Origin of the sequence: Nostoc sp. ChiVER01, assembly GCF_034531155.1 — a bacterium.
Classification (GTDB): Bacteria; Cyanobacteriota; Cyanobacteriia; order Cyanobacteriales; family Nostocaceae; genus Nostoc.
The window spans coordinates 167932-188575 of the sequence record NZ_JAVRBS010000004.1; the positions used below are offsets into that span (position 1 = coordinate 167932).

A 20644-nucleotide genomic window follows, 5' to 3' on the forward strand; every position below is an offset into this window, starting at 1 on the left:
CCAGACTTTTAAAAAGCGGAATCGTTATGACTATGTTTATCTTAGCGATTTGTGCCGGAATGTGTCAAATTGATATCTATTGGGGGCTAGGGACTGGCAACTAGGAAGGAATTATTTTAATCCTATATGTCTAATACCTAATACCTAATACCCAATCCCCAATCCCAAATCCCCAATACCTAGTCTGGAAGTTAGACTAGATAAGAAAAGTGTAATTTCCAGTTATTACAATTTTTGGTAGAAGAATAGGCATAAAACCATAGCTCAACTTGTGCCAGCAGACAAAGGGTAATTATTATGACAAATTTGGGAAAAAAACCATTGATAAAAAGACAGTCGCCAAAGCGTGGTGCTTGGGTTGGTGCGATTGCAGCTAGTTTGATTATGTTACCAGGAATTTTAGGGAGTACTCCCGTCTTGGCACAAAAGGCAGAAAGCACCTCTTTAAATTATGGTGACTTGATCAAGAAAGCGAAGGCGGGAGAAATCCAAAAAGTAGAGCTTGACGAAACAGAACAGCTAGCAAAGGTTTATCTCAAAGGGCAAAAGGCTGATACACCACCGCAACAGGTGAGACTTCTGGCACAAAATACAGAGTTGATTAACATCCTTAAAGATAAGAATGTTGATTTTGGTGAAGTTTCTTCAGCTAATAGTCGAGCTGCTGTTGGACTGTTGATCAATCTCATGTGGATTTTGCCACTAGTAGCTCTAATGCTATTGTTCCTGCGTCGCTCTACGAATGCTTCTAGCCAAGCGATGAATTTCGGTAAATCCAAAGCTCGCTTCCAAATGGAAGCAAAAACTGGAGTAAAATTTGAAGATGTAGCCGGGGTTGAAGAAGCTAAAGAAGACCTCGAAGAAGTTGTTACTTTCCTAAAACAGCCGGAAAGATTTACTGCTGTAGGCGCACGTATTCCCAAAGGAGTGTTGTTAATTGGGCCTCCGGGTACTGGTAAAACTTTACTAGCAAAAGCGATCGCAGGTGAAGCAGGTGTACCATTCTTCAGTATTTCTGGTTCAGAATTCGTAGAAATGTTTGTTGGTGTAGGTGCATCTCGCGTGCGCGACCTCTTCAAGAAAGCTAAAGAGAATGCCCCTTGCCTAATATTTATCGATGAAATTGACGCAGTAGGTAGACAACGGGGTGCTGGTATCGGTGGCGGTAATGACGAGCGCGAACAAACCCTCAATCAACTGCTCACCGAAATGGATGGTTTTGAAGGTAACACAGGGATAATTATTATTGCTGCCACTAACCGCCCAGATGTTCTAGATGCAGCGCTGCTCAGACCAGGACGCTTTGACAGACAAGTAATGGTGGATGCACCGGATCTCAAAGGGCGACTGGAAATTTTGAAAGTCCACGCACGGAATAAGAAAATTGATCCTAGCGTATCATTAGAAGCGATCGCTCGTCGCACTCCTGGTTTTACTGGCGCAGACTTAGCCAACTTACTCAACGAAGCTGCCATTCTCACTGCTAGGAGACGCAAAGAAGCTGTCACCCTTTTAGAAATTGATGCTGCTGTCGATAGAGTCGTTGCAGGTATGGAAGGTACCGCCTTAGTAGACAGCAAAAGCAAGCGGTTGATTGCCTATCATGAAGTTGGACATGCTTTAGTTGGCACATTCCTCGAAGGGCATGACCCTGTACAAAAAGTTACACTTATTCCACGAGGACAAGCACTGGGATTAACTTGGTTTACTCCCAACGAAGAACAGGGGTTAATTTCGCGTTCCCAACTTAAAGCCAGGATTACTGCCACTTTGGGTGGTCGCGCCGCCGAGGAAATTGTTTTTGGTAAGCCAGAAGTGACCACAGGTGCAGGCAATGACCTACAACAAGTTACAGGAATGGCGCGGCAGATGGTGACACGCTTCGGGATGTCAGAATTAGGCCCATTGTCACTAGAAAATCAGAGTGGAGAGGTATTTTTGGGGCGTGACTGGATGAATAAATCAGAATATTCTGAGGAAATCGCCGCCAAAATTGATTCACAGGTGCGCGAAATTGTTAACAAATCCTACATTAGAGCAATAGAACTGTTGCAAGAAAACCGCATAGTTTTGGAGCGTTTAGTAGATTTGTTAATAGAACAGGAAACAATTGAAGGCGATTTATTTCGCAAAATTGTTGCTGACAATACCCAGGTAGCCGATGCACAAGTAGCTGTACCTCATTAGGGAATAGTTGATACTCCCTAGTACACTGTGAATGTAATTCAGTATTTGTGCTTTAGAGTTAGTTGAAGTAGCGGTTGCGTGTCGCACAACCGCTACTTCATCGTGAATCATTGCACGACTATTTAAGTGCAAAGTACCCACACCTTGATAATTAGTAACTTGGGTTAGTAAATCAATAATTCAGCACCAGGATCGATGGAAGGTACATCACCGAAGCCATCGTGGACACAAGCAAGGTCAATCGTCCGCGCGCCGCCGGCATTCGTATACCCGACGCCACTAATTGTGGATGCAAAAGTTGCGCCTGCATTTGCTCCAACATTAGCAGCGTGAACAGAAACAAAAGTACCGTTCACTCGGACACCACACCGGGTAACTTCGTTGGCTTTGGAATTCACTACAGTTGCTGAGTAATTGACTATCCAACTGCCAGGGGGAACATTCCGTCGTAGCAATATGAGTGGAACTCCATCAGCAGCAGGCAATGAAATAGTTTGGCTTGTCTTATCATAATATAATGATGGGATTCCTGTTGCTGATGGTATGAAAACAACTGTCGAGCTAACAATAGCTAACAAAGAACCACATAATGTTAATCGCTTTATCTTTGGCTTGCTCTGAAACAGCATCATTTGAGGTGTAATCATAGCGATTTTTTATTAAACCTACCTTTTCTACAAAACTTTTACACGAATTTTATAATTAACTACATCGAAACCACTACCCACTTCAGAATTTGCAACATTCCCCTTATTTTTATTTAAACTACAAGCATTCATTTTTTCTTTTACTCTTCAACAAGCTTTTATTTAATAAGTAATTTATATAACAGCCAAATCATTTAAGTAGTTGAATGCTGGCAGCAAGGGCATGGGTACGTTGGCGTGTAGCGCCAACGCCACTTTGTTGCAGGCGAGCGCATAAATGGAGTGGTAACAAACACATATCAGCCGATAACGCGCAACTTGGGTTAATAGTTGAGCCAGTTACAACAGCGATCGCACAATCAGGCATCATTTTTTCTAAACTGAGTTAAGCAATCTCCCAAGCTTTTTGGTACAGTATTCTAGAAAATCCATATCACGAGAATAGGCGATCGCCCTTGGCGTTGGCGCAGCCATCGCTCAAAAGCAATTGCCAGTTTATTGCTCAAAATCTAGAACGCAGTTGCTATGATCAAACGCCTGCTTGTGGTAGAATCTCCCGGAAAAGTCAAAAAACTCAGTCAAATTCTGGGTTCGGATTGGAAGGTTCTAGCCAGTTGTGGTCATATCCGGGAACTCAGCAATGAAGGGGACGATTCCTTGGGCTTTGTCATGGACGGGAGTAATGTTAGATGCAACTACGTCCCGCGTGACCAACGAGCGAAGGAAACAATCCAGAAACTTAAGTCTGCGGTGAGGCAGGTTGATGAAGTTGTTTTAGCAACTGACCCAGACCGGGAAGGTGAAACAATCGCTTGGCATCTCAAAGAAACGCTGGGTTTAAGGGAACCGAAACGAGTAATTTATACTGAGATTACAGCATCGGCGGTGCAGAGTGCGATCGCTAATCCCAGAAAGCTAGACCAAAATTTAATCGGTGCTGGGCTGTGCCGAGATTGCCTAGATAAGTTGGTGGGTTACAAGGGTAGCCCTTTAGTTTGGGCATTAAATAACGGCGCTAAGAGTGTTGGCAGAGTCCAAAGCGCGACGTTGCACTTGATTTGTCAGCGAGAAAACGAAATTCTGGCATTTATCCCCCAAGATTACTGGAGTGTCTGGGTAGATTATGCTGAAGGATTTCGAGCTTTTTACAAAGGGACGGTTGATTCTGCAAAAGATGCAGCAGAACAAGAAACTGAAACTCACGATGATGCGAAATTGGGTAATAGTCCAGAAACACCGGAGTCTAAGCGCGTTCTTTCGGAAGCAGAGGCAACACGTTTAGTTGAAGAAGCACAGCAACATCCTCATCAGGTGATTCATTTTGAAGGAAAAATCGTTAACCGCCAGCCACCGCCACCATTTACAACTTCTAGCCTTCAGCAAGCAGCCGGTTCAAAGCTGAGGTTTGCTCCCGATAAAACCATGATTGTGGCTCAAAAGCTCTATGAGGCAGGGCTTATCACATATATGCGAACAGACTCAGTGATGCTGAGTCCAGAATTTTGTGCCAGCGCCCGCAAATGGTTAGAGCAAAATGACCCGCCGAATGTACCGCCGCAAGTCGCCAAGCATCGCAGTAGCAAATCGGCTCAAGAAGCACATGAAGCAATTCGTCCAACCGATGTATTTCGTCCCTCAGCTCAGTTGCGTTTAGAACTCCCTGATGATGAGTTTAATTTGTATGTGATGATTTGGAAACGGTCAATTGCTTCTCAGTGTCGGGCTGCCCAATTGCGTAAAACTTTAGTGATTACTCAGTCTGGTTCCCTACTGTGGTCAGCCAGAGGGCAAGTGATTGAATTTTACGGTTATGCCCGGTACTGGAATAATCTCAGCAAGGATAGTGTTTTACCTTCATTACAACAGGGACGAGCATTGAAACTAGAGAGTGCTGGACATGAAAAGAAACAAACGCAGCCACCACCCCGTTATAGCGAACCAAAGTTGGTGCAACTGATGGAACGTAAAGGAATTGGTCGCCCAAGTACCTATGCTCCTACTGTTGCAACCTTAAAAAAACGAAATTATGTCGAGTTGAAGAAAGACCATCTGCAACCGACAGCGTTAGGATTAGAAGTTGATGCGTTTTTGCTCAAAGCACTGCCGGATTTACTAGAGGCGGAATTCACAGCGAAAATGGAAGATGCCCTTGATGCAATTTCTGAAGGAAAAAACTCTTGGCAGCATTATTTAACTAGTTGGAATCAGAATTACTTTGTACCAGCGCTTTCCAAAGCTAAAACTGTAGTTGCGAGTTCCCCAACAGGTAAAGCTAATGTGATAACTGAGCGCAAATATGAAACTTCCAAAACACGATGCCCTGAATGCAAAAATTTTCTCGCCAAAATTCCGAGTACTAAAGTTAAAAAGAAATATTTCCTCAAATGCATAAAAGGCTGTGAAAATGTCGTGCTATTTTGGAGCGACTTTAATAAAACTTGGCAGCCACCACAAACTAAAACAGTCCAAACTGAAAATCAACAAAAGCCTCCTGTCAAGATGACGGCATATCCTTGCCCAGTATGTAAGAAGCCTTTAGAGGAGTATAGTTACATCAAAGAAGGGCAGAGTAAGACAATGTTGCGATGTTCTGACCCACAATCGCGTAAAGATACCAAACATAAAGAGGTAGCTTATTTCAGGACGTCAAAAGGGTGGTGGAGTCCTAAGTTTGGGGAGATATCAAAAACTTAACTAATTTTAGCTATTAGTGTTGCAGGTCACTACATTTAGTCTTTTATTTACTCAGTTTCTTTAAAAATATCGTCATCATCTTCAATTTCCTCAGATTCCTCTTCCTCCTCCTCAGAAAAGTCAAGCAAATCTCGAACTTCAGCAAAGGAGTCATCTGATTCAGAAGATTCCTTTATCTGCTCATCAATAAAATCAACTTTAGGTAATATCACATGAAACTCTCTTCTCCAATTTGAAATTAAAACTTCATTCCAGTTAACCTCATTACTGACATTCTCTTTAGTACGTTTTATTAATTCTCTCACGCCATCAGAGGAATCAAGCAATATCATTTTGAGAAGTTCTATGCATTTCTCAACTCCAGAGTTTTTAGTGATCATGGCTAGTTTTTCATTTGGTTGTACTAAAACATTAGACCAATGAGCTTTATTTCTATTGAAAAAGCCATCTTCATACATCTTAGTTATACTAAGCAATATAGCATCAAGAATTTCTGGAATACGGTACTCTATTCTTATCTTAAGCAAGAACCTTGAAACAGCAAAAAAAAGAATTCTTTGTCCTATAAGAGTATACAGAATATTGGAACCCCGTAATTGTTTTATACTTGCTTTTTGGCTTGTAGTTAATCGAGGTTGCTCCGGTTGAAGAGGAATGTTTATACCTACGTAGTCAATCTGTGATACCCAATCCTTGAATGGCTGAAGTTCAGTAAAAAACCACTTCAGCAATCCTTTAGTACCTATTTCATGAAGTTTAGGATGAGACTCATAATAAGTCTCCAGAGCCATATTACGTTCATTTGGTGAATTGAATGATTTCTTTAAAGCTTGCTTCTGATGATCTTTCAATAGTTCAACAGTACATTGGCTCAAGAAATCTAGAGTCGTTAGATAAGGGTCTTGTTGATTCAAGCTTCTTGTTGTGTCAGACCATTTAACGAATCTATCTTCAAGCACTCCTTCCTCTAAAAGCTTTCTAGGAATCAATGCTGATATTTTGCTGTCATCCAACAACAGTTGAGTTGGTTTATCGATTGATTTTGCTGTCTTGTTTATAACTGTAAAAATATTGCGAGTCGCTTTGATTATCTCATCCCTTACAGTTTCACTTAGGTCTGCATGACCAACTCTACCAAGATTACCAAACACTAAATAAACAACTGGTATGTCAAAGGTTTCTAAGCAGCTAAAATTGTCATTTATTTGTTGAGAACTTAAAGGCTCTTTTCCAGTATGGGCGTTCCAATATCTTCTTAATGAAAGAAGTCTATGTTGACCATCAATTACAATTCTAGCTACATTCTTATATAGCTTTAAATTGACCCATTTTTCGACAATTTTTCCCTGACTACTAACTGTAGAGAAGTCCCAAAACTCTCTTTGGTCATTTGAGTTAGGCAAAAGTATGACGACAATTGAATTAAAAAAGCGAATTCCACCCTGCGCTAGGTAAGAAAATATGTCTGTATTAGCTCTATTTTCATCTAGTTTTCGCTGAACTCGTTCAGAGAAGCTCCAACTGCCTTGAATTTCATCAGCAAATCTAATGTTTTCAACTGCATCGCTTTGATCAAGAGTTGTTATGAAGTACCTAACCTCACCAAACTCACCACTAATTGCCTTATATTCAATAGTCTCTGGAGACTGATTATCTAATTCCATTTTTAACTCCTCTGTGTATTAAATTTAGGTTGACATAGTTGAATTAATAGGCTTTCCAACTCTCTAGAAATGTTTTTTGGGCAAGGTAAACAAACGAATAAGAATTCATCATTGGGTCTTATATTTGCATACTTTGAGAAAAACCCATCATCTCGCTCTAAATGCTGAATAAATCTATCTCTTAAGTTACTTGCAGTGCCAATGTAATCTGGACATTGGAGAATGCTACATGAAATTAAAAGATTTTTAAAATTCTTCGCTCTTTAGGCTGAGAAACAGCTTTGATAAATTTATCCATTCTTGGAGACAAACCAACTGACTCTCCACAAGTATCGACAATGAACTTGCTTCTATTATCTTTCTCAGAAAATTTTGTTTTAAATACCGTATTTTTCATACGAGTATCTATATGGTCAGATAATTTATTTTCTAAAAAATCAAATGCATGATACAAGGCATAAATACCTGATGTTTCAGGAAGGTAATCTGCCGCAGATATAGTTGCTGTGACTACAGTAAAGTTCTTGAAAAAGTTGTCGTGGACTGTTTCTTCCATAGATATAAATTACAAAAAATTAGATGAAAAAGCTCTGTTCTATCCCCATGAGCAGAAAGCTTATGCCTTACCTCAACACCTAACATTTAAGACAGCATTTACTCACGTCTGAAGAACAAGAGTACATCTCAAAGACAAACGATGCTCCTAAAACAGAATATAGACTGTTTATAGGTTGCAATGTGGACTTTACCATGAGTAAAGAACAGCTAAAAGCTGGTGAATATAAGTCTATGTATCTTTTAACACAGTTTCCTTGCTTTAGTCGCAAGTTCTGCGATGTCTATCTGCTCGTAGTGTTCAAAGAGTTGATGAATCCAGGGGTTATCAGTCAAGTACTTGACATAATAATCGAGTTTTAGAACAGAAGAGGCTTTATACCAAGGTACGGCAGTGCGAATTTCCTCAATAGTGATTGAATTTTACGGTTATGCTCGCTACTAAAATAACTCAGCAAGAATTCAGAATTTTGCTCCAATTAAGATTTAAAGCACAGAATAAAACCTTTACCCAATACCTTTTCCAAAACTGAACCCTATTGGCTACGCATTCATCCCATCCCTAAAGGACACAAGAGCATGAAAACTTTTTGGGTTTTCATGCTCTTGTTGGTGGTTTTTTGCTCTAATTTTTGTAAAGTTCGATTACAAATTTTTGTAGACTTCACCATCATTTCGCTTACCAATACGAAAAACATCAATCAATTTACTTTCTTCATCAATTGTGTAGAGAATTCTATATTCACCTTGATCGACACGATAACCACCCTCATAGCCTTTTAAGGCTTTGCAATCTTGAGGTCGAGAATTGCCTTGAAGCGAAAGGATTTTAGATACAACCTGTTTATAAAGTTTCGCTTGCAAATCTAACAAATCCTTTTCCGCAGTCTTAGCAATTCTCAAACTGTAGCGTTCACTCATTTCCACGCTTGGCACTAATTGCCTCTAAGGTAGTAAACCCATCATTTTCCTCAATTGCACGACGAAGTGTTTCTGAATCAATAACATCTTCAACAGCTTCAAGCAATTTCAAATCATCAAGACTGATAATTGCTACGGCAGCTTTACCATGACGCTGAATTATAATCCGCTCACCTTTATACTCAGCACGATTAATAAGCTCTTGGAAGTTTGCACGAGCTTCTGTTGCACTTATGGCAGTCATATCGCCTCATAAAATTAAATAATTGATCCTAACTAAAATGTAATTTTTGTACAAATTGCTAAAAATATACTAAATTTACATTATGTATTAATATTACACAATGGATAAAAGAATTTCCAGTTGATTTTAGATTTATGCACTGTGATGCGATCGCTTCAAACCCTCTTTAGCTCAATTTAGAGCAAGCGAAAGTCAGAAGATCCTAAGTACTTTCCCTAACTGTCCTCAGTTGTACCTGGCGTGAGCAGCCGCTTAATTTGGTGAGCCAATAATTCTAGTCCAGCATCCTTGGCAAAAAATCCGTCTGCTTCTGGACACATTTGTTTGCCATGCACCTCTAACTCATTCTTGCTCATAAAAGCCGTAACGAGGATGACCAGAGGAGAACGAGGCAAGCGGCGCTTGAGAGCAGTAACAATTTCCATACCATCTGTACTTAGCTCATGCCGAGCCGTAGGCAGCACGAAATCGACCAGAAATATATCATACTGGTTTAGTTCGTCTAACTCCCATAAGAAACTAGACACGGACTTATAGGTTGCCACAGCATATTCTTGCTTCAGAAAGCGTTGGACGATCCGACACCAGTGTTCGTCATCATCCAAAATCGCTAGCTTGTACATGGAGATTCAATTCCTTTTTTGACCGAGTAGAGTAATCATATCCAAAAAGCCATCGTAGTCAGTGATGGGTTTGGTATAGCAACTGTCAGCCCCAGATTGGGACAACAGGAGATGTTGCTCGGCCGGCATGGTGTAAGCCGTCACCAAGATAATTGGTATTTGTTTCCACTGTTGCTTCAAATGGCGCGACAGCATGGAGCCATCGACTTTTTGTCCTTCCCACCTAGCTCCCGGCAAATTGATATCCATAATCACCAGTTCTACTGCCCCAGCTTCGCATAGGTGAAATATCTCTTTTGGTTCCACAGCAATAAACACCTGATGACCCCCTAAACGTTCGATTAGTTTGGCGGTTCCCTTAGCCAGGAGTTCGTTATCTTCAACCAGTAGGATATTCAAAACTGTCACCTCTGATCTGACTTGGTTCGTTTAAGGGCAAGGTAAACTTTACCGTGCTTCCTTGCCCTAGTCCTGGGCTTTCAAGCCATATCTTACCACCCATCAGTTCCACCAATCGCTTGCAAATAGTCAGCCCTAAGCCGGTGCCCCCGTAGGCACGCTGGGCAAAACCATCAGCTTGCACAAATGGAGAAAACAGTTGCTCTGAGTCTTCCATGTCAATGCCGATACCTGTGTCGTGTACCGATATTTGAGCCATTGTCCCAGTACTATCAACGACAGCGCGGACATCGATTTGACCCTCATCTGTGAATTTGAAGGCGTTATCCAACAGGTTTGTCATCACCTGACGGACTTTGATCTTGTCGGCGAAAACAGTCTCGATTTCACAGTGGAGTGTCAGAGGAATTGCCTTGTAGCGGCTTTCGGCGCCTGAGAGGAAACATTGCTCTTGTAAAAGCTTTTCTAGATAAACTGTCTCTAAATCTAAGGCTATGCGCCCGTCTTCAATCTTGGCAATGTCAAGCACATCGTTAATGATGGTGACAAGATTTTGCGTCGATTGGTAAGCGCCGTCTATATATTCGCGCAACTCATCTTCGTCTTCATAAAGGCGGTCTTTAAGCAACTTTAAATAGTTTAAGGTTGAGGCCAGAGGGGTTCGCAGTTCGTGGCTGGTAGAAGCCAAGAAGTTGCTCTTGAGGCGACTCACCTCTTCGGCGGCAGCTCGGGCATGAGAAAGAGCTTCGTTGTGCATCTCAACTATCAGACGTTGCTGCCGTTCGCGCTGATAGAGGCGGTTTTGCAGCACGGCTAGCGATAGGTGAATGTTCAAAGATTGGATGAGTTCCATCTCTTCGATGCTCCAGGCATGAGCTTTATCTTGTTTAAGCGCCTGCCATTGTGCCATTGACTGACGGGGGCGCTGTTGGCGCTCATCAGTCTCTTCATAGCCTGGCCAAAGACCTTGTGTGCCGATTTGGTCGCGAAAGAAGGTTAGATACCCTAAAAATTCCTTACCATAATACAACGGTTGAACAATCAAACCCCGAATCGGTGTGGTCTGGAAGGATTCAATCAGTTGGTGCAAACGCGGTTCTTGTTGAAGATTAATTACCACTCGCACGGCTGGTTTATTTTCTTGGGTTAAGTCAGCGTCGATGGGAGCAGGAGTTTCCCCTACCTCTTGCCAAAGGGGATGATTTTCTAGTAAGTTTGGTTGCTCAAGTTGGGATGGGGTCGGCTGATTTCCGTAAGTATAAAGATGGGCTGGTAAAGCCTCATCTGGGGAAGTGAGGTACAACCTGCCTCCAGAACTGCCAGAAGCTTTTACTGCTTGCTCTAAAACATTATGCAAAATCTGCTCAGGGGTCAGAGGCGCGTGCAGCAGAGTGGCAATCTGATTGACGATCGCTTCGCGCTGCTGTTTTTCCTGCATCTGACTCAGCAGATTTGCCTGGGTGATTGCCAGTGAAACCTGGTCAGCGAGTAATTGGACGATCTGCAAATCCTCAGATGAAATTCCTCTGGGTTCGGCATGATGAGAGATCAACAGCCCCCAGAGTTCCTGTTGATAAATTATTGGTACTACCAGAGAAGATTGCACACCCATCTGGGTGAGATAGTCCAGATGGCAAGGGTCTACTGGACGGCTTAAAATATCTTGAAGGGGTTGCTCTTGCACTTCTTCAACGGTCAAGTCACCGGTTGCCGTTGTTTTAGGAACCGACAGTGAGTTCAGGATAATTCGTTGTTCGCTAACATTGACAATGGAGCGGGTACGTGCTTTAACAAACAAAGCCCGCGCTTGGGGCGGAATGTCATCAGATGGATAGTGTAATCCCAGTAAAGAAGGTAGGCGGTTGGGGGCGCTAGCTTCAGCAACGACGTGTCCATGCCCGTCACGATCAAAGCGGTAGACCTTAGTCCGGTCGGTTTGCAAAAATACCCGCAACTCAACCACAGTTGCATCCAAAATTTCTTGCAGGTTCAGCGATTGCCGGATGTGGTTCGCCATCCGAGCCAGTAGAGCTTCTTTGCGTTCAGGAAGGAACTGATCTTTTAGGTTTCTAAAACCAGAATTTGTAGCCAACTCTTACTCTCGACTTCTTAAAATAATTATTTATTATTTAACCAGGCTAGCAATTACCATCGCTAATTTTGCTGGTTCTATTGGCTTAGTCAAATGTTTTTGAAATCCTGCTTGGAGAATTTTAGACTGGTTAATCTCTCCAGCATAAGCTGTCAGTGCGATCGCTCGAATCTCTCCCCTTTGTTCAGGCGGTAGCGAACGAATTTCCCGAATCAGCATATAGCCATCCATTTCTGGCATCCCAATATCACTTAAAATAATATTTGGTTTCTCAAGTGCAAAGGCTTTTAGTGCAAGCGATGCTGAGGCGAAGGCACGCACAGAAGCACCATACTGTTGCAGAGTGAAAACTATTAGCTCGCGGGTATCAACTTCATCATCCACGAGTAGCACATTTACCCCCTGAAGATTAGGGTAATCGTCAGCCAAACCCTTATCTTCACTGGCTTCAGCCTCGACGCTCTTGATAGGTAACAAGACAGTAAAGGTTGCACCTTTATCTTCTCCCTCACTTTCTGCTTGGATTGTTCCACCGTGCAGTTCAACGATTTGACGAGCGATCGCTAAACCAAGCCCCAAGCCGCCAAAGCTTCTTGTTGTGGTATTATCAGCTTGACGGAAGTAATCAAATACGTGAGGCAGAAATTCTGGATTGATGCCCTTACCTGTGTCACTGACTTGGATTTGCGCTTGTGTACCCACGCGCTCAAGTCGGATTTCCACCTCACCCCCGGACTCTGTAAACTTAACGGCGTTAGATAACAAATTCCAGACGACTTGCTGCAAGCGACTGGGATCGCCCAAAACTTGCCCTATATTCGGTTCAAATACCGTTTTGAGTTGAATTGACTTGGCTTGAGCTGCTAAACGCACAGTATCAAGGGCTACTTCAACGACGGCAGACAGATCAACAGAACTGATCTTCAAGCTGAGTTTTCTTTGCAGAATGCGGGAAACATCCAGTAAATCTTCCATCAGCTGAGACTGCAACTTGGCATTGCGCTCAATGGTTGCTAAGGCATAAGCCGTCTTTGCTTCGTCAAATTTGCGGGTTTGCAGAAGTTTTGTCCAACCCAAAATCGGGTTGAGAGGAGAACGCAGTTCGTGAGATAGAACAGCGAGGAATTCATCTTTGAGACGATTGGCTTGTTCAGCTGCATTTTGTGCCGCTTCGCTAACCGCACGGGCGGCTTGCTCACGCCGTGCCGATTCTTCGGCTGCTTGACGGGCGTTGTTACTGTAAAGAACGGTAGCTGTAAAATTTGCGAAGCTTGTCATCAGCCGCAAGTCTTCTCGATCAAACTGCCGATGCTCATCGTGGGATACAATCCAAATCGTGCCAAGTAGTTGATTGGTAATCAATAAAGGAACCACCAATATCTCAACGATTGTTGGCTTAAACTGTTGCAAGTAGGTGAAATACCGTTCTGGATAGGAATACAACACGGGGGCTTGACGTTCTAGGCAGATGCCGCAGCAACTAAAGTTATAAGGGGTGGTAGTTTGTTCATAGGCTTCTAACATCCCGGCTAGTGCGAACCAGCGACAAATATCTTCCCCGTTCGGAGTCACCTCAAGTAAACTGACACCTGCTGATTCTGCTTGACACAGTTGAGCAATTATTTTTACAAGCTTTTGGAGCAGAATTTGAGGCTGCTCAACTAGTTGCCCTATCAGGGTATGAAGTGCATCGTTTTCTTCCTTGAGGTTGGTGGTTCTGGGTATTCTACGGGACAACTCTTGAGTGATGAGAATATCGTCTAAACATGTTTGCTCCACTTCCTCATTCGTCATTACACTACTCCGCTTCTAAGAAATATTGCCTCAGCAGTTCCTGTCTAGATTCACCCAAGTTTCGTAATATTTTTTCAATTTTTATCAAGAAAAAATCAAAATTCAGAATTCAGAATGAATTCTGAATAAAAGGGTTTTATACACTCGCCTAATAAGGGCATTTTACAATCAGGTGGTAGTATAAAACCCTTTCATTGTTACTGCTGAATTTTGACCAAGCTCTCCGGGCAAGGCAGGAAGCAGGGGGAAAGAAAAAGTTTTTGGGAAAGCCTTTTCCCAAGACTTAGTTGGGTAGAGGCCACCATACCTCCGGTATGGTGGCCTCCAATACTTTTACAGACTCGCAACCCTACGCTATCAGTTGTGGTTATAAGCCCCCATTAATTGTTCCCTTTAGCATAAATACCCCCTGTCTTGCTTTTTTAACTTCCTTTTATTCGTACAAAATTAAAGACTACGACAAAATGATTTGCCGTTGGGACTTCCTGAGGGAAGAGTTTGGAAGTTCCTTCTAATACCAGCAAGGAGTTTTTGGCTGAAAGCCAATATTAAAAATAACTTGTAATTGATAATGCTAAAAGAAGCGATGCCTGCGGCGAGCTACGCTAACGCTAATATCTAAAAAGTGACTAATACTTTTGGCTATGAGATTAACATTGTTTAGTATTAATCAACACATTTGATTTATTTTAGCCGCGAGTTGTGCAATATTCATCTGCTCGTAGTGTTCAAAAGGTTGATGAATCCAGGGGTTTTCAGCCAAATAATCAACATAATAATTGGGTGCTATAACTGAACAAGCTTTATACCAAAGAACGGCAGTGCGAATTTCCTCAATGGGGAAATCAGTATTTTGCTGGAGCCAAGGTATAGTTTGCTGGAGTGTGATGCCAGAGTCTACCAAATCATCCACTAAGAGAATGCGGGAACCTAACTTTTCGGCAGTCATCGTTAAGTGGCGAGAGAAAATTAAATTATTTCTTTCTTGTTTACCAGCGCCACTGTAAGATGAGGTTGCTAAAATTGCCAATGGCTGCTGATATATACGCGAAAGAATATCTCCGATTCGTAGTCCTCCTCTGGCAAGACAGATAATCTGGTTAAATTCCCAACCGGATTCATAAATCTGAATAGCCAGTTGTTCAATTTTTTGGTGATAATCTGACCAAGAAACATAAAGGTCTGGCATAAGTCTAACGGGAGTGGTAGATGGCTAGTATTGAAGGCGATTGCAGACTTTTTATTTTAGTATGAGTGCAAAGTTTTATGAATGATTCTACTACTGATGGTGATAGCCAACGAAATCCTCTTACTGAAAAACTCGATTTTAAAACCAAGCTGGCTTACGGTGCAGGGGATTTAGGGCCAGCAATTACTGCAAATATCTCTGTCTTTTATCTGCTGATTTTCTTTACCAATGTCGCTGGTATCCCTGCGGGTTTAGCTGGCACTATTTTGATGATTGGCAAAATCTGGGATGGGGTAAATGATCCGCTTGTCGGGTTCCTGACTGATAAAACGAAATCTCGCCGTTGGGGCCGTCGTCTTCCTTGGATGTTTTATGGAGCAATCCCCTTTGGAATTTTATTCTTCTTGCAGTGGATTGTACCGCGATTTAGTGCAAATCAGAGTGAGAATATTTGGCCGTTGTTCTGGTATTACGTAGCGATTGGGATTCTATCTCAAGCGTTTTACACGGTTGTGAATTTGCCTTATACGGCGATGACTCCAGAACTAACTCAAGATTACGACGAACGCACCAGCCTTAACAGCTATCGCTTTACATTTTCTATCGGTGGCAGCATTCTATCATTGATTTTAGCGCTAGTTATTTTTATCAAAATTAGCGATCGCCAACAAGCATATCTCGTTTTAGCAGCAGTTTGTACTGTAATTTCGATTTTAGGGTTATATTGGTGCGTTTTTGGAGTCCGCGATCGCATCTTGGCTTTTGAGGCTAAACGCATCCTAGTCGAGGAACCTGCATCTCTCCCCTTCGGCGAACAGCTAAAAATAGTCTTCAGCAACCGACCTTTTTTATTTGTTATTGGTATATATCTTTTTTCTTGGCTAGGTGTGCAGATTACAGCCAGCATTATTCCCTATTTTGTAGTCAATTGTATGGCTCTTAAAGAATCAGATGTGCCCACAGTGCTGATTGCAGTCCAAGTAACTGCCCTGCTGATGCTATTTGTCTGGGGTGAGTTGAGTAAAAAACTTGGAAAAAAAGTTGTTTATTTTCTGGGAATGAGTTTGTGGATAATAGCCGCCGCCGGATTATTTTTTTTAAAACCCGGTCAAATAATTTTGATGTATGTAATGGCTGTTATGGCTGGTATTGGTGTCTCCACAGCATATTTAATTCCCTGGTCGATGATTCCAGATGTGATTGAATTAGATGAACTGCAAACCGGACAACGCAGAGAAGGTATTTTTTATGGCTTCATGGTTTTGCTACAAAAATTTGGTTTAGCTTTCGGGCTATTTTTGGTGGGAAATGCTTTGCAAGTAGCCGGTTTCAAAGAATCTGTAGCCGGAAGTCCACTACCCATCCAACCTGAATCTGCACTGTTTGCGATTCGCATTGCTGTTGGGCCTATACCTACAATTTGTTTGCTTTGTGGCTTAGTTTTAACGTATTTTTACCCAATTACCCGCGAGATGCACGCAGAGATTATGCTAAAACTCAAAGAGCGGCAAGAGAAGAGGGGTTGACAATTTAAAATTCAACGTTGCTGAATCCAAGTATGAATCATGCGATGCCTGCGGCGGGCGTAGCCATCGCTTTAAGGGACTTCCTGAAAATAAATTATCTAATTTACTCAGATCATATTTCATATTTTTCTTTTTCCTCTTGCCCCCTGCTCCCTGCCCCCCTGCCTACACCACGATCGCATACTTCAATTATGCAATGCTCAAAATTCAATCTATCAAAATAGTGAATTCATTTCATTACTAATGACGCAAGAATTTATATCTAGGGAACGATATGGCAAATAAGCTAAATAAAGTAGAAATAGTATACTAAGTCACATGAGATTGTATTCTATGAAATTGAATTATGTTACAAAACAGCTTTCTACCGTAAAACGCTGGATGGCTACAACACTGTTTTGTATGTTAGCGATCGCTTTCGTTTGGCAAGGTGCATTTTTATCGAACACTTCAGCAATGGCTGCTCCTACCGCAACCTTGATCGCATCATCAGACGCAGGCGATAAAGTTCAAGAAAAAACCAGTAAAGATGCTGGACGAGCCAAAAATTTCATCGAAGATACAAAAAATAAAGTTAAAGATGCTGCCAAGAACAACGCCAGTAAAGTTGATCAAGCAACAGACAACGGTAGTTTTGTTGAGCGCAAAGCAAAGAGAGACGCGGCTACAATTCAAAGAAGAGCAGACGAAGATGCGGCTCGGACTAAAGAAGCAGTAGACAACACAAAGAATGTTGTTGAACGCACTGTTGATAATATCAAGGATGCTTTTGGTAAATAGTAATCCTATTTGATTTCGTTCAAATCGAAAGGCTTAGATTCCCAACTTCTGAGAAAAGTTGGGAATCTTGCTGTTTACAAATAATTTAAGAAAGTCTAAATTTATTGCACAGATTAATTTATATTTGTGATGTGATTCTAATTCAATACGCTTGGGTTAAGGCTAAAACTCTTTGTCAAACTCAATTTTTTTAACGTAGACGCTTCTCTACGAGACGCTACGCGAACGGCTTGCCGCAGGCTACCGCCAAGGACGCCAAGGACGCAGAGAGAAGAAAGAAATGCTTAACTGAACTGTATTGGATTCTAATTGGCATGTTATTAGCTAGTTATCTTAGAAATAAAACAAAATTTTATAATTTTTATAATTATTAATTGAGAAAGATTATTTTACTAAAGAAATACTGAGTTTAGCTAAAGCAAGCGATCTAGTTAACGAGTTTCCGCAAACTGCTGCTATAATACTTGTTTTTATACGAATCAAAAGCCATTTTTAAGTAGTATTGCTTATTGACAAATGTGCTTTTGTTTTAAATTTTTTAAGTTTATTTGGACAAATTGTTAATAGCTAACAAATTTTTCAACATTATCAATTACGAAGTTATACTTTCCGCTACAACTTAGTAACAATGTAAGAGTCTGAATTATGTGAACAACCCCACCGTGGGAAAATCAAAATACCGAAAACCTGAAGTTAGAGAGGAAAACCCTATAATATGCATCTGAGCGAAATCACCCATCCTAATCAGTTGCACGGTTTATCTGTTCGCCAACTGCAACAGATTGCCCGTCAGATTCGAGATAAGCATCTCCAAACCGTAGCAGTTAATGGTGGACACTTGGGGCCAGGGTTGGGTGTTGTAGAATTAACACTAGGACTTTACCAGACACTGGACTTAGATCGGGATAAAGTGATTTGGGATGTAGGACACCAGGCTTATCCCCACAAACTGCTTACAGGACGTTACGATCGCTTCCACACCCTCAGACAAAAAGACGGAGTTGCAGGTTATCTCAAACTCTGCGAAAACAAGTTTGATCACTTTGGGGCTGGACATGCTTCTACAAGTATTTCAGCAGCATTAGGCATGGCTTTAGCAAGAGATTTAAAAGGAGAAAAATTTAAAGCCGTTGCTGTAATTGGGGATGGGGCGCTAACTGGGGGTATGGCTTTAGAAGCCATTAACCATGCCGGACACTTGCCAAAAACTAACCTGTTGGTTGTTCTCAACGACAACGACATGTCTATATCTCGTAACGTCGGCGCGATTCCCCGCTATCTGAACAAAATGCGCCTTAGCCAGCCGGTGCAATTTATCAAAGATAATCTTGAAGAACAATTCAAGCAAATTCCCTTCGTGGGTGAATCCTTGTCTCCCGAACTCGGACGCATCAAAGAAGGCATGAAACGCTTGGCTGTTCCCAAGGTAGGTGCAGTTTTTGAAGAACTCGGTTTTACCTACATTGGGCCAGTCGATGGGCATAATCTTGAAGAATTGATTGCCACCTTCCAACAAGCACATCAAATACCAGGCCCAGTTTTGGTACATGTAGCAACAGTCAAAGGCAAAGGTTATGAAATTGCCGAACTCGATCAAGTTGGCTACCACGCCCAAAGCCCCTTCAACGTAGCAACTGGCAAAGCCATTCCTTCTAGCAAACCCAAACCCCCGGCTTATGCCAAAGTCTTTTCTCACACTTTGGTGAAACTTGCCGAACAAAACCCGAAAATCGTTGGGATTACTGCGGCGATGGCAACGGGGACAGGTTTAGATAAACTTCAAGCCAAACTGCCCAATCAATATATTGATGTCGGCATTGCTGAACAACACGCAATCACCCTAGCAGCAGGACTTGCAACTCAAGGGATGCGTCCCGTAGCTGCCATTTATTCTACCTTTCTGCAACGCGCTTATGACCAGATAATTCACGATGTCTGCATCCAAAACCTGCCAGTATTCTTCTGTTTAGATAGGGCAGGAATTGTCGGATCTGATGGGCCCACCCACCAGGGTATGTATGACATCGCTTATCTGCGTTGCATTCCCAATATGGCAATAATGGCACCCAAGGATGAAGCAGAATTGCAACGCATGGTATTAACTGGCGTTAACCATACCAGTGGCCCGATCGCTATGCGTTATCCTCGTGGCAATGGCTATGGTGTCCCCCTGATGGAAGAAGGTTGGGAACCTTTGGAAATCGGCAAAGGCGAAATTCTGCGTACAGGTGATGACGTGTTAATCGTCGGCTATGGCACAATGGTTTATCCAGGAATGCAAGCTGCGGAAATTCTCAGCGAACATGGCATTGAAGCAACTGTAATTAATGCCCGTTTTGTTAAGCCTTTGGATACCGAGTTGATTTTACCTTTAGCTAAGAAAATCGGCCGCGTTATCACCTTAGAAGAAGGCTGTGTCATGGGTGGCTTTGGTAGTGCGATCGCTGAAGCTTTACTAGATGCAGATATTCTCGTTTCTGTCAAGCGATTCGGTGTTCCAGATATATTAGTAGATCATGCTGAACCCAATGAATCTAAGACAGAACTAGGTTTAACTAGCCATCAAATAGCAGAAAGAGTATTGCAAGCTTTTTTTAAGCAGCAAGTATCTGCTGTTGTTTAGTTAATTCTTTGTAATAATAAATCGCCCACACTTGTTATTCAGGTGTGGGCGATTTGCTTATGTGAACGGCAAGTTTAATATTAGTAATATCATGTTCGGTTAAATTTTAGTCAATTACCGAAAATTATCAAGTATTAAATAATTACTGAAATTTATTTTTATTTTTCTATTATCTGTATACTTAATCTTGTTAATTACTAGGTTCATTATACCATCAATTCAATAGCAGGATCAAGTTAGTAGCAAGCGATCGCTTTCTAGTTGTCGTGGGTTAAATGAGTAAAGTTTAACCCCGTATTTTGTCGTGGTCTTTTTCAAAAATCAAATCAAATTCCGATAGATTGATTGAGAGTGAAGAATAACTCAATAATTAATATTTAATATTATTTATTGAGTTCATAAAAGTCATGTAATAGATATTACATGATATGTCAAATTCGGTCTGCACATTTTAAACCCAAAAAAGCACGGTAAAACTATGGCTATTCAAGGAACAAACAGAAACGATAATTTAGTCGGCACTTTTGGAAATGATACTATTGAAGGCTTCAACGGTAATGATACCCTTTCTGGACTAGGTGGAAATGACCGTTTAGAAGGTGGTTTGGGCGATGATACCTTGTATGGTGGTGCAGGGAATGATGTCTTTGGCTTGGCATACTCTCAAGAAAAAGATGTAGTGATTGATTTTGTTCGAGGACAAGAC

At 41.7% G+C, this 20644-nt stretch carries 17 protein-coding genes and 2 pseudogenes; 6 read left to right on the forward strand and 13 right to left on the reverse strand.

What is annotated here, in order from left to right:
- Positions 1-297: 297 nt before the first annotated feature.
- A complete protein-coding gene (gene ftsH, locus RMY00_RS07515) occupies positions 298-2187 on the forward strand; it encodes an ATP-dependent zinc metalloprotease FtsH (protein ID WP_322646947.1) in 1890 nt (629 codons plus the stop codon).
- A gap of 164 nt (positions 2188-2351) precedes the next feature.
- On the opposite strand, the gene RMY00_RS07520 is transcribed toward ftsH, so the two are convergent.
- Positions 2352-2834: a hypothetical protein gene (locus tag RMY00_RS07520; RefSeq protein ID WP_322646948.1), complete on the reverse strand. Its 483-nt coding sequence runs from the start codon at positions 2832-2834 to the stop codon at positions 2352-2354.
- 190 nt (positions 2835-3024) lie between these two features.
- A complete protein-coding gene (locus tag RMY00_RS07525; protein ID WP_322646949.1) occupies positions 3025-3204 on the reverse strand; it encodes a hypothetical protein in 180 nt (59 codons plus the stop codon).
- A gap of 155 nt (positions 3205-3359) precedes the next feature.
- Here RMY00_RS07525 and topA point away from each other — a divergent pair, with 155 nt between their 5' ends.
- Positions 3360-5528: a type I DNA topoisomerase gene (topA, locus tag RMY00_RS07530; RefSeq protein WP_322646950.1), complete on the forward strand. Its 2169-nt coding sequence runs from the start codon at positions 3360-3362 to the stop codon at positions 5526-5528.
- A 47-nt stretch (positions 5529-5575) separates the two neighbouring features.
- On the opposite strand, the gene RMY00_RS07535 is transcribed toward topA, so the two are convergent.
- The 11 genes and pseudogenes from RMY00_RS07535 to RMY00_RS07580 all read right to left on the reverse strand — a co-directional run bounded on the left by RMY00_RS07535 (position 5576) and on the right by RMY00_RS07580 (position 15009).
- Positions 5576-7192 (reverse strand): DNA sulfur modification protein DndB, encoded by a 1617-nt coding sequence (locus RMY00_RS07535; RefSeq protein ID WP_322646951.1) that lies wholly within the window; start codon positions 7190-7192, stop codon positions 5576-5578.
- A gap of 2 nt (positions 7193-7194) precedes the next feature.
- Entirely contained in the window at positions 7195-7428 is a 234-nt protein-coding gene (locus tag RMY00_RS36095) for a GIY-YIG nuclease family protein (protein ID WP_416212049.1), read from the reverse strand.
- Positions 7428-7748, reverse strand: a complete 321-nt coding sequence (locus RMY00_RS07540) for a hypothetical protein (protein ID WP_322646952.1) — start codon at positions 7746-7748, stop codon at positions 7428-7430. The genes RMY00_RS36095 and RMY00_RS07540 overlap by 1 nt, the downstream gene beginning before the upstream one ends.
- A gap of 242 nt (positions 7749-7990) precedes the next feature.
- Positions 7991-8158: pseudogene (locus tag RMY00_RS07545) on the reverse strand (phosphoribosyltransferase); the annotation flags it as partial.
- A gap of 234 nt (positions 8159-8392) precedes the next feature.
- Positions 8393-8668 carry a type II toxin-antitoxin system RelE/ParE family toxin gene (locus RMY00_RS07550; protein WP_322646953.1) on the reverse strand — a complete coding sequence of 92 codons (276 nt, stop codon included), beginning with the start codon at positions 8666-8668 and terminating at the stop codon, positions 8393-8395.
- Positions 8661-8912 (reverse strand): type II toxin-antitoxin system Phd/YefM family antitoxin, encoded by a 252-nt coding sequence (locus RMY00_RS07555; RefSeq protein ID WP_322646954.1) that lies wholly within the window; start codon positions 8910-8912, stop codon positions 8661-8663. Before RMY00_RS07555 ends, RMY00_RS07550 begins: the two co-directional genes overlap by 8 nt.
- A 215-nt stretch (positions 8913-9127) precedes the next feature.
- Entirely contained in the window at positions 9128-9535 is a 408-nt protein-coding gene (locus RMY00_RS07560; protein ID WP_322646955.1) for a response regulator, read from the reverse strand.
- 6 nt (positions 9536-9541) lie between these two features.
- A complete protein-coding gene (locus RMY00_RS07565; RefSeq protein ID WP_322646956.1) occupies positions 9542-9943 on the reverse strand; it encodes a response regulator in 402 nt (133 codons plus the stop codon).
- Positions 9915-12026 (reverse strand): ATP-binding protein, encoded by a 2112-nt coding sequence (locus tag RMY00_RS07570; RefSeq protein WP_322646957.1) that lies wholly within the window; start codon positions 12024-12026, stop codon positions 9915-9917. The genes RMY00_RS07565 and RMY00_RS07570 overlap by 29 nt, the downstream gene beginning before the upstream one ends.
- 33 nt (positions 12027-12059) lie before the next feature.
- Complete coding sequence (locus tag RMY00_RS07575; protein WP_322646958.1) at positions 12060-13820, reverse strand: ATP-binding protein; 1761 nt, start codon at positions 13818-13820, stop codon at positions 12060-12062.
- Between the two features lie 670 nt (positions 13821-14490).
- Positions 14491-15009: a phosphoribosyltransferase gene (locus RMY00_RS07580; RefSeq protein WP_322646959.1), complete on the reverse strand. Its 519-nt coding sequence runs from the start codon at positions 15007-15009 to the stop codon at positions 14491-14493.
- A gap of 77 nt (positions 15010-15086) precedes the next feature.
- Here RMY00_RS07580 and RMY00_RS07585 point away from each other — a divergent pair, with 77 nt between their 5' ends.
- From RMY00_RS07585 to RMY00_RS07600, 4 genes and pseudogenes are all read left to right on the forward strand, one after another.
- Positions 15087-16535: an MFS transporter gene (locus RMY00_RS07585; RefSeq protein ID WP_322646960.1), complete on the forward strand. Its 1449-nt coding sequence runs from the start codon at positions 15087-15089 to the stop codon at positions 16533-16535.
- 333 nt (positions 16536-16868) lie between these two features.
- Positions 16869-17315: a hypothetical protein gene (locus RMY00_RS07590; protein ID WP_322646961.1), complete on the forward strand. Its 447-nt coding sequence runs from the start codon at positions 16869-16871 to the stop codon at positions 17313-17315.
- A 715-nt stretch (positions 17316-18030) separates the two neighbouring features.
- A complete protein-coding gene (gene dxs / locus RMY00_RS07595) occupies positions 18031-19938 on the forward strand; it encodes a 1-deoxy-D-xylulose-5-phosphate synthase (protein ID WP_322646962.1) in 1908 nt (635 codons plus the stop codon).
- 478 nt (positions 19939-20416) lie between these two features.
- Positions 20417-20644: pseudogene (locus RMY00_RS07600) on the forward strand (hypothetical protein); the annotation flags it as partial.

Bases quoted from the DNA above. Each gene is read 5' to 3' on its own strand.
- ftsH (WP_322646947.1), top strand. From the start codon at position 298: ATGACAAATTTGGGAAAAAAACCATTGATAAAAAGACAGTCGCCAAAG.
- RMY00_RS07520 (WP_322646948.1), bottom strand. From the start codon at position 2,834: ATGATTACACCTCAAATGATGCTGTTTCAGAGCAAGCCAAAGATAAAG.
- RMY00_RS07525 (WP_322646949.1), bottom strand. From the start codon at position 3,204: ATGATGCCTGATTGTGCGATCGCTGTTGTAACTGGCTCAACTATTAAC.
- topA (WP_322646950.1), top strand. From the start codon at position 3,360: ATGATCAAACGCCTGCTTGTGGTAGAATCTCCCGGAAAAGTCAAAAAA.
- RMY00_RS07535 (WP_322646951.1), bottom strand. From the start codon at position 7,192: ATGGAATTAGATAATCAGTCTCCAGAGACTATTGAATATAAGGCAATT.
- RMY00_RS07540 (WP_322646952.1), bottom strand. From the start codon at position 7,748: ATGGAAGAAACAGTCCACGACAACTTTTTCAAGAACTTTACTGTAGTC.
- RMY00_RS07550 (WP_322646953.1), bottom strand. From the start codon at position 8,668: ATGAGTGAACGCTACAGTTTGAGAATTGCTAAGACTGCGGAAAAGGAT.
- RMY00_RS07555 (WP_322646954.1), bottom strand. From the start codon at position 8,912: ATGACTGCCATAAGTGCAACAGAAGCTCGTGCAAACTTCCAAGAGCTT.
- RMY00_RS07560 (WP_322646955.1), bottom strand. From the start codon at position 9,535: ATGTACAAGCTAGCGATTTTGGATGATGACGAACACTGGTGTCGGATC.
- RMY00_RS07575 (WP_322646958.1), bottom strand. From the start codon at position 13,820: ATGACGAATGAGGAAGTGGAGCAAACATGTTTAGACGATATTCTCATC.
- RMY00_RS07580 (WP_322646959.1), bottom strand. From the start codon at position 15,009: ATGCCAGACCTTTATGTTTCTTGGTCAGATTATCACCAAAAAATTGAA.
- RMY00_RS07585 (WP_322646960.1), top strand. From the start codon at position 15,087: ATGAATGATTCTACTACTGATGGTGATAGCCAACGAAATCCTCTTACT.
- RMY00_RS07590 (WP_322646961.1), top strand. From the start codon at position 16,869: ATGAAATTGAATTATGTTACAAAACAGCTTTCTACCGTAAAACGCTGG.
- dxs (WP_322646962.1), top strand. From the start codon at position 18,031: ATGCATCTGAGCGAAATCACCCATCCTAATCAGTTGCACGGTTTATCT.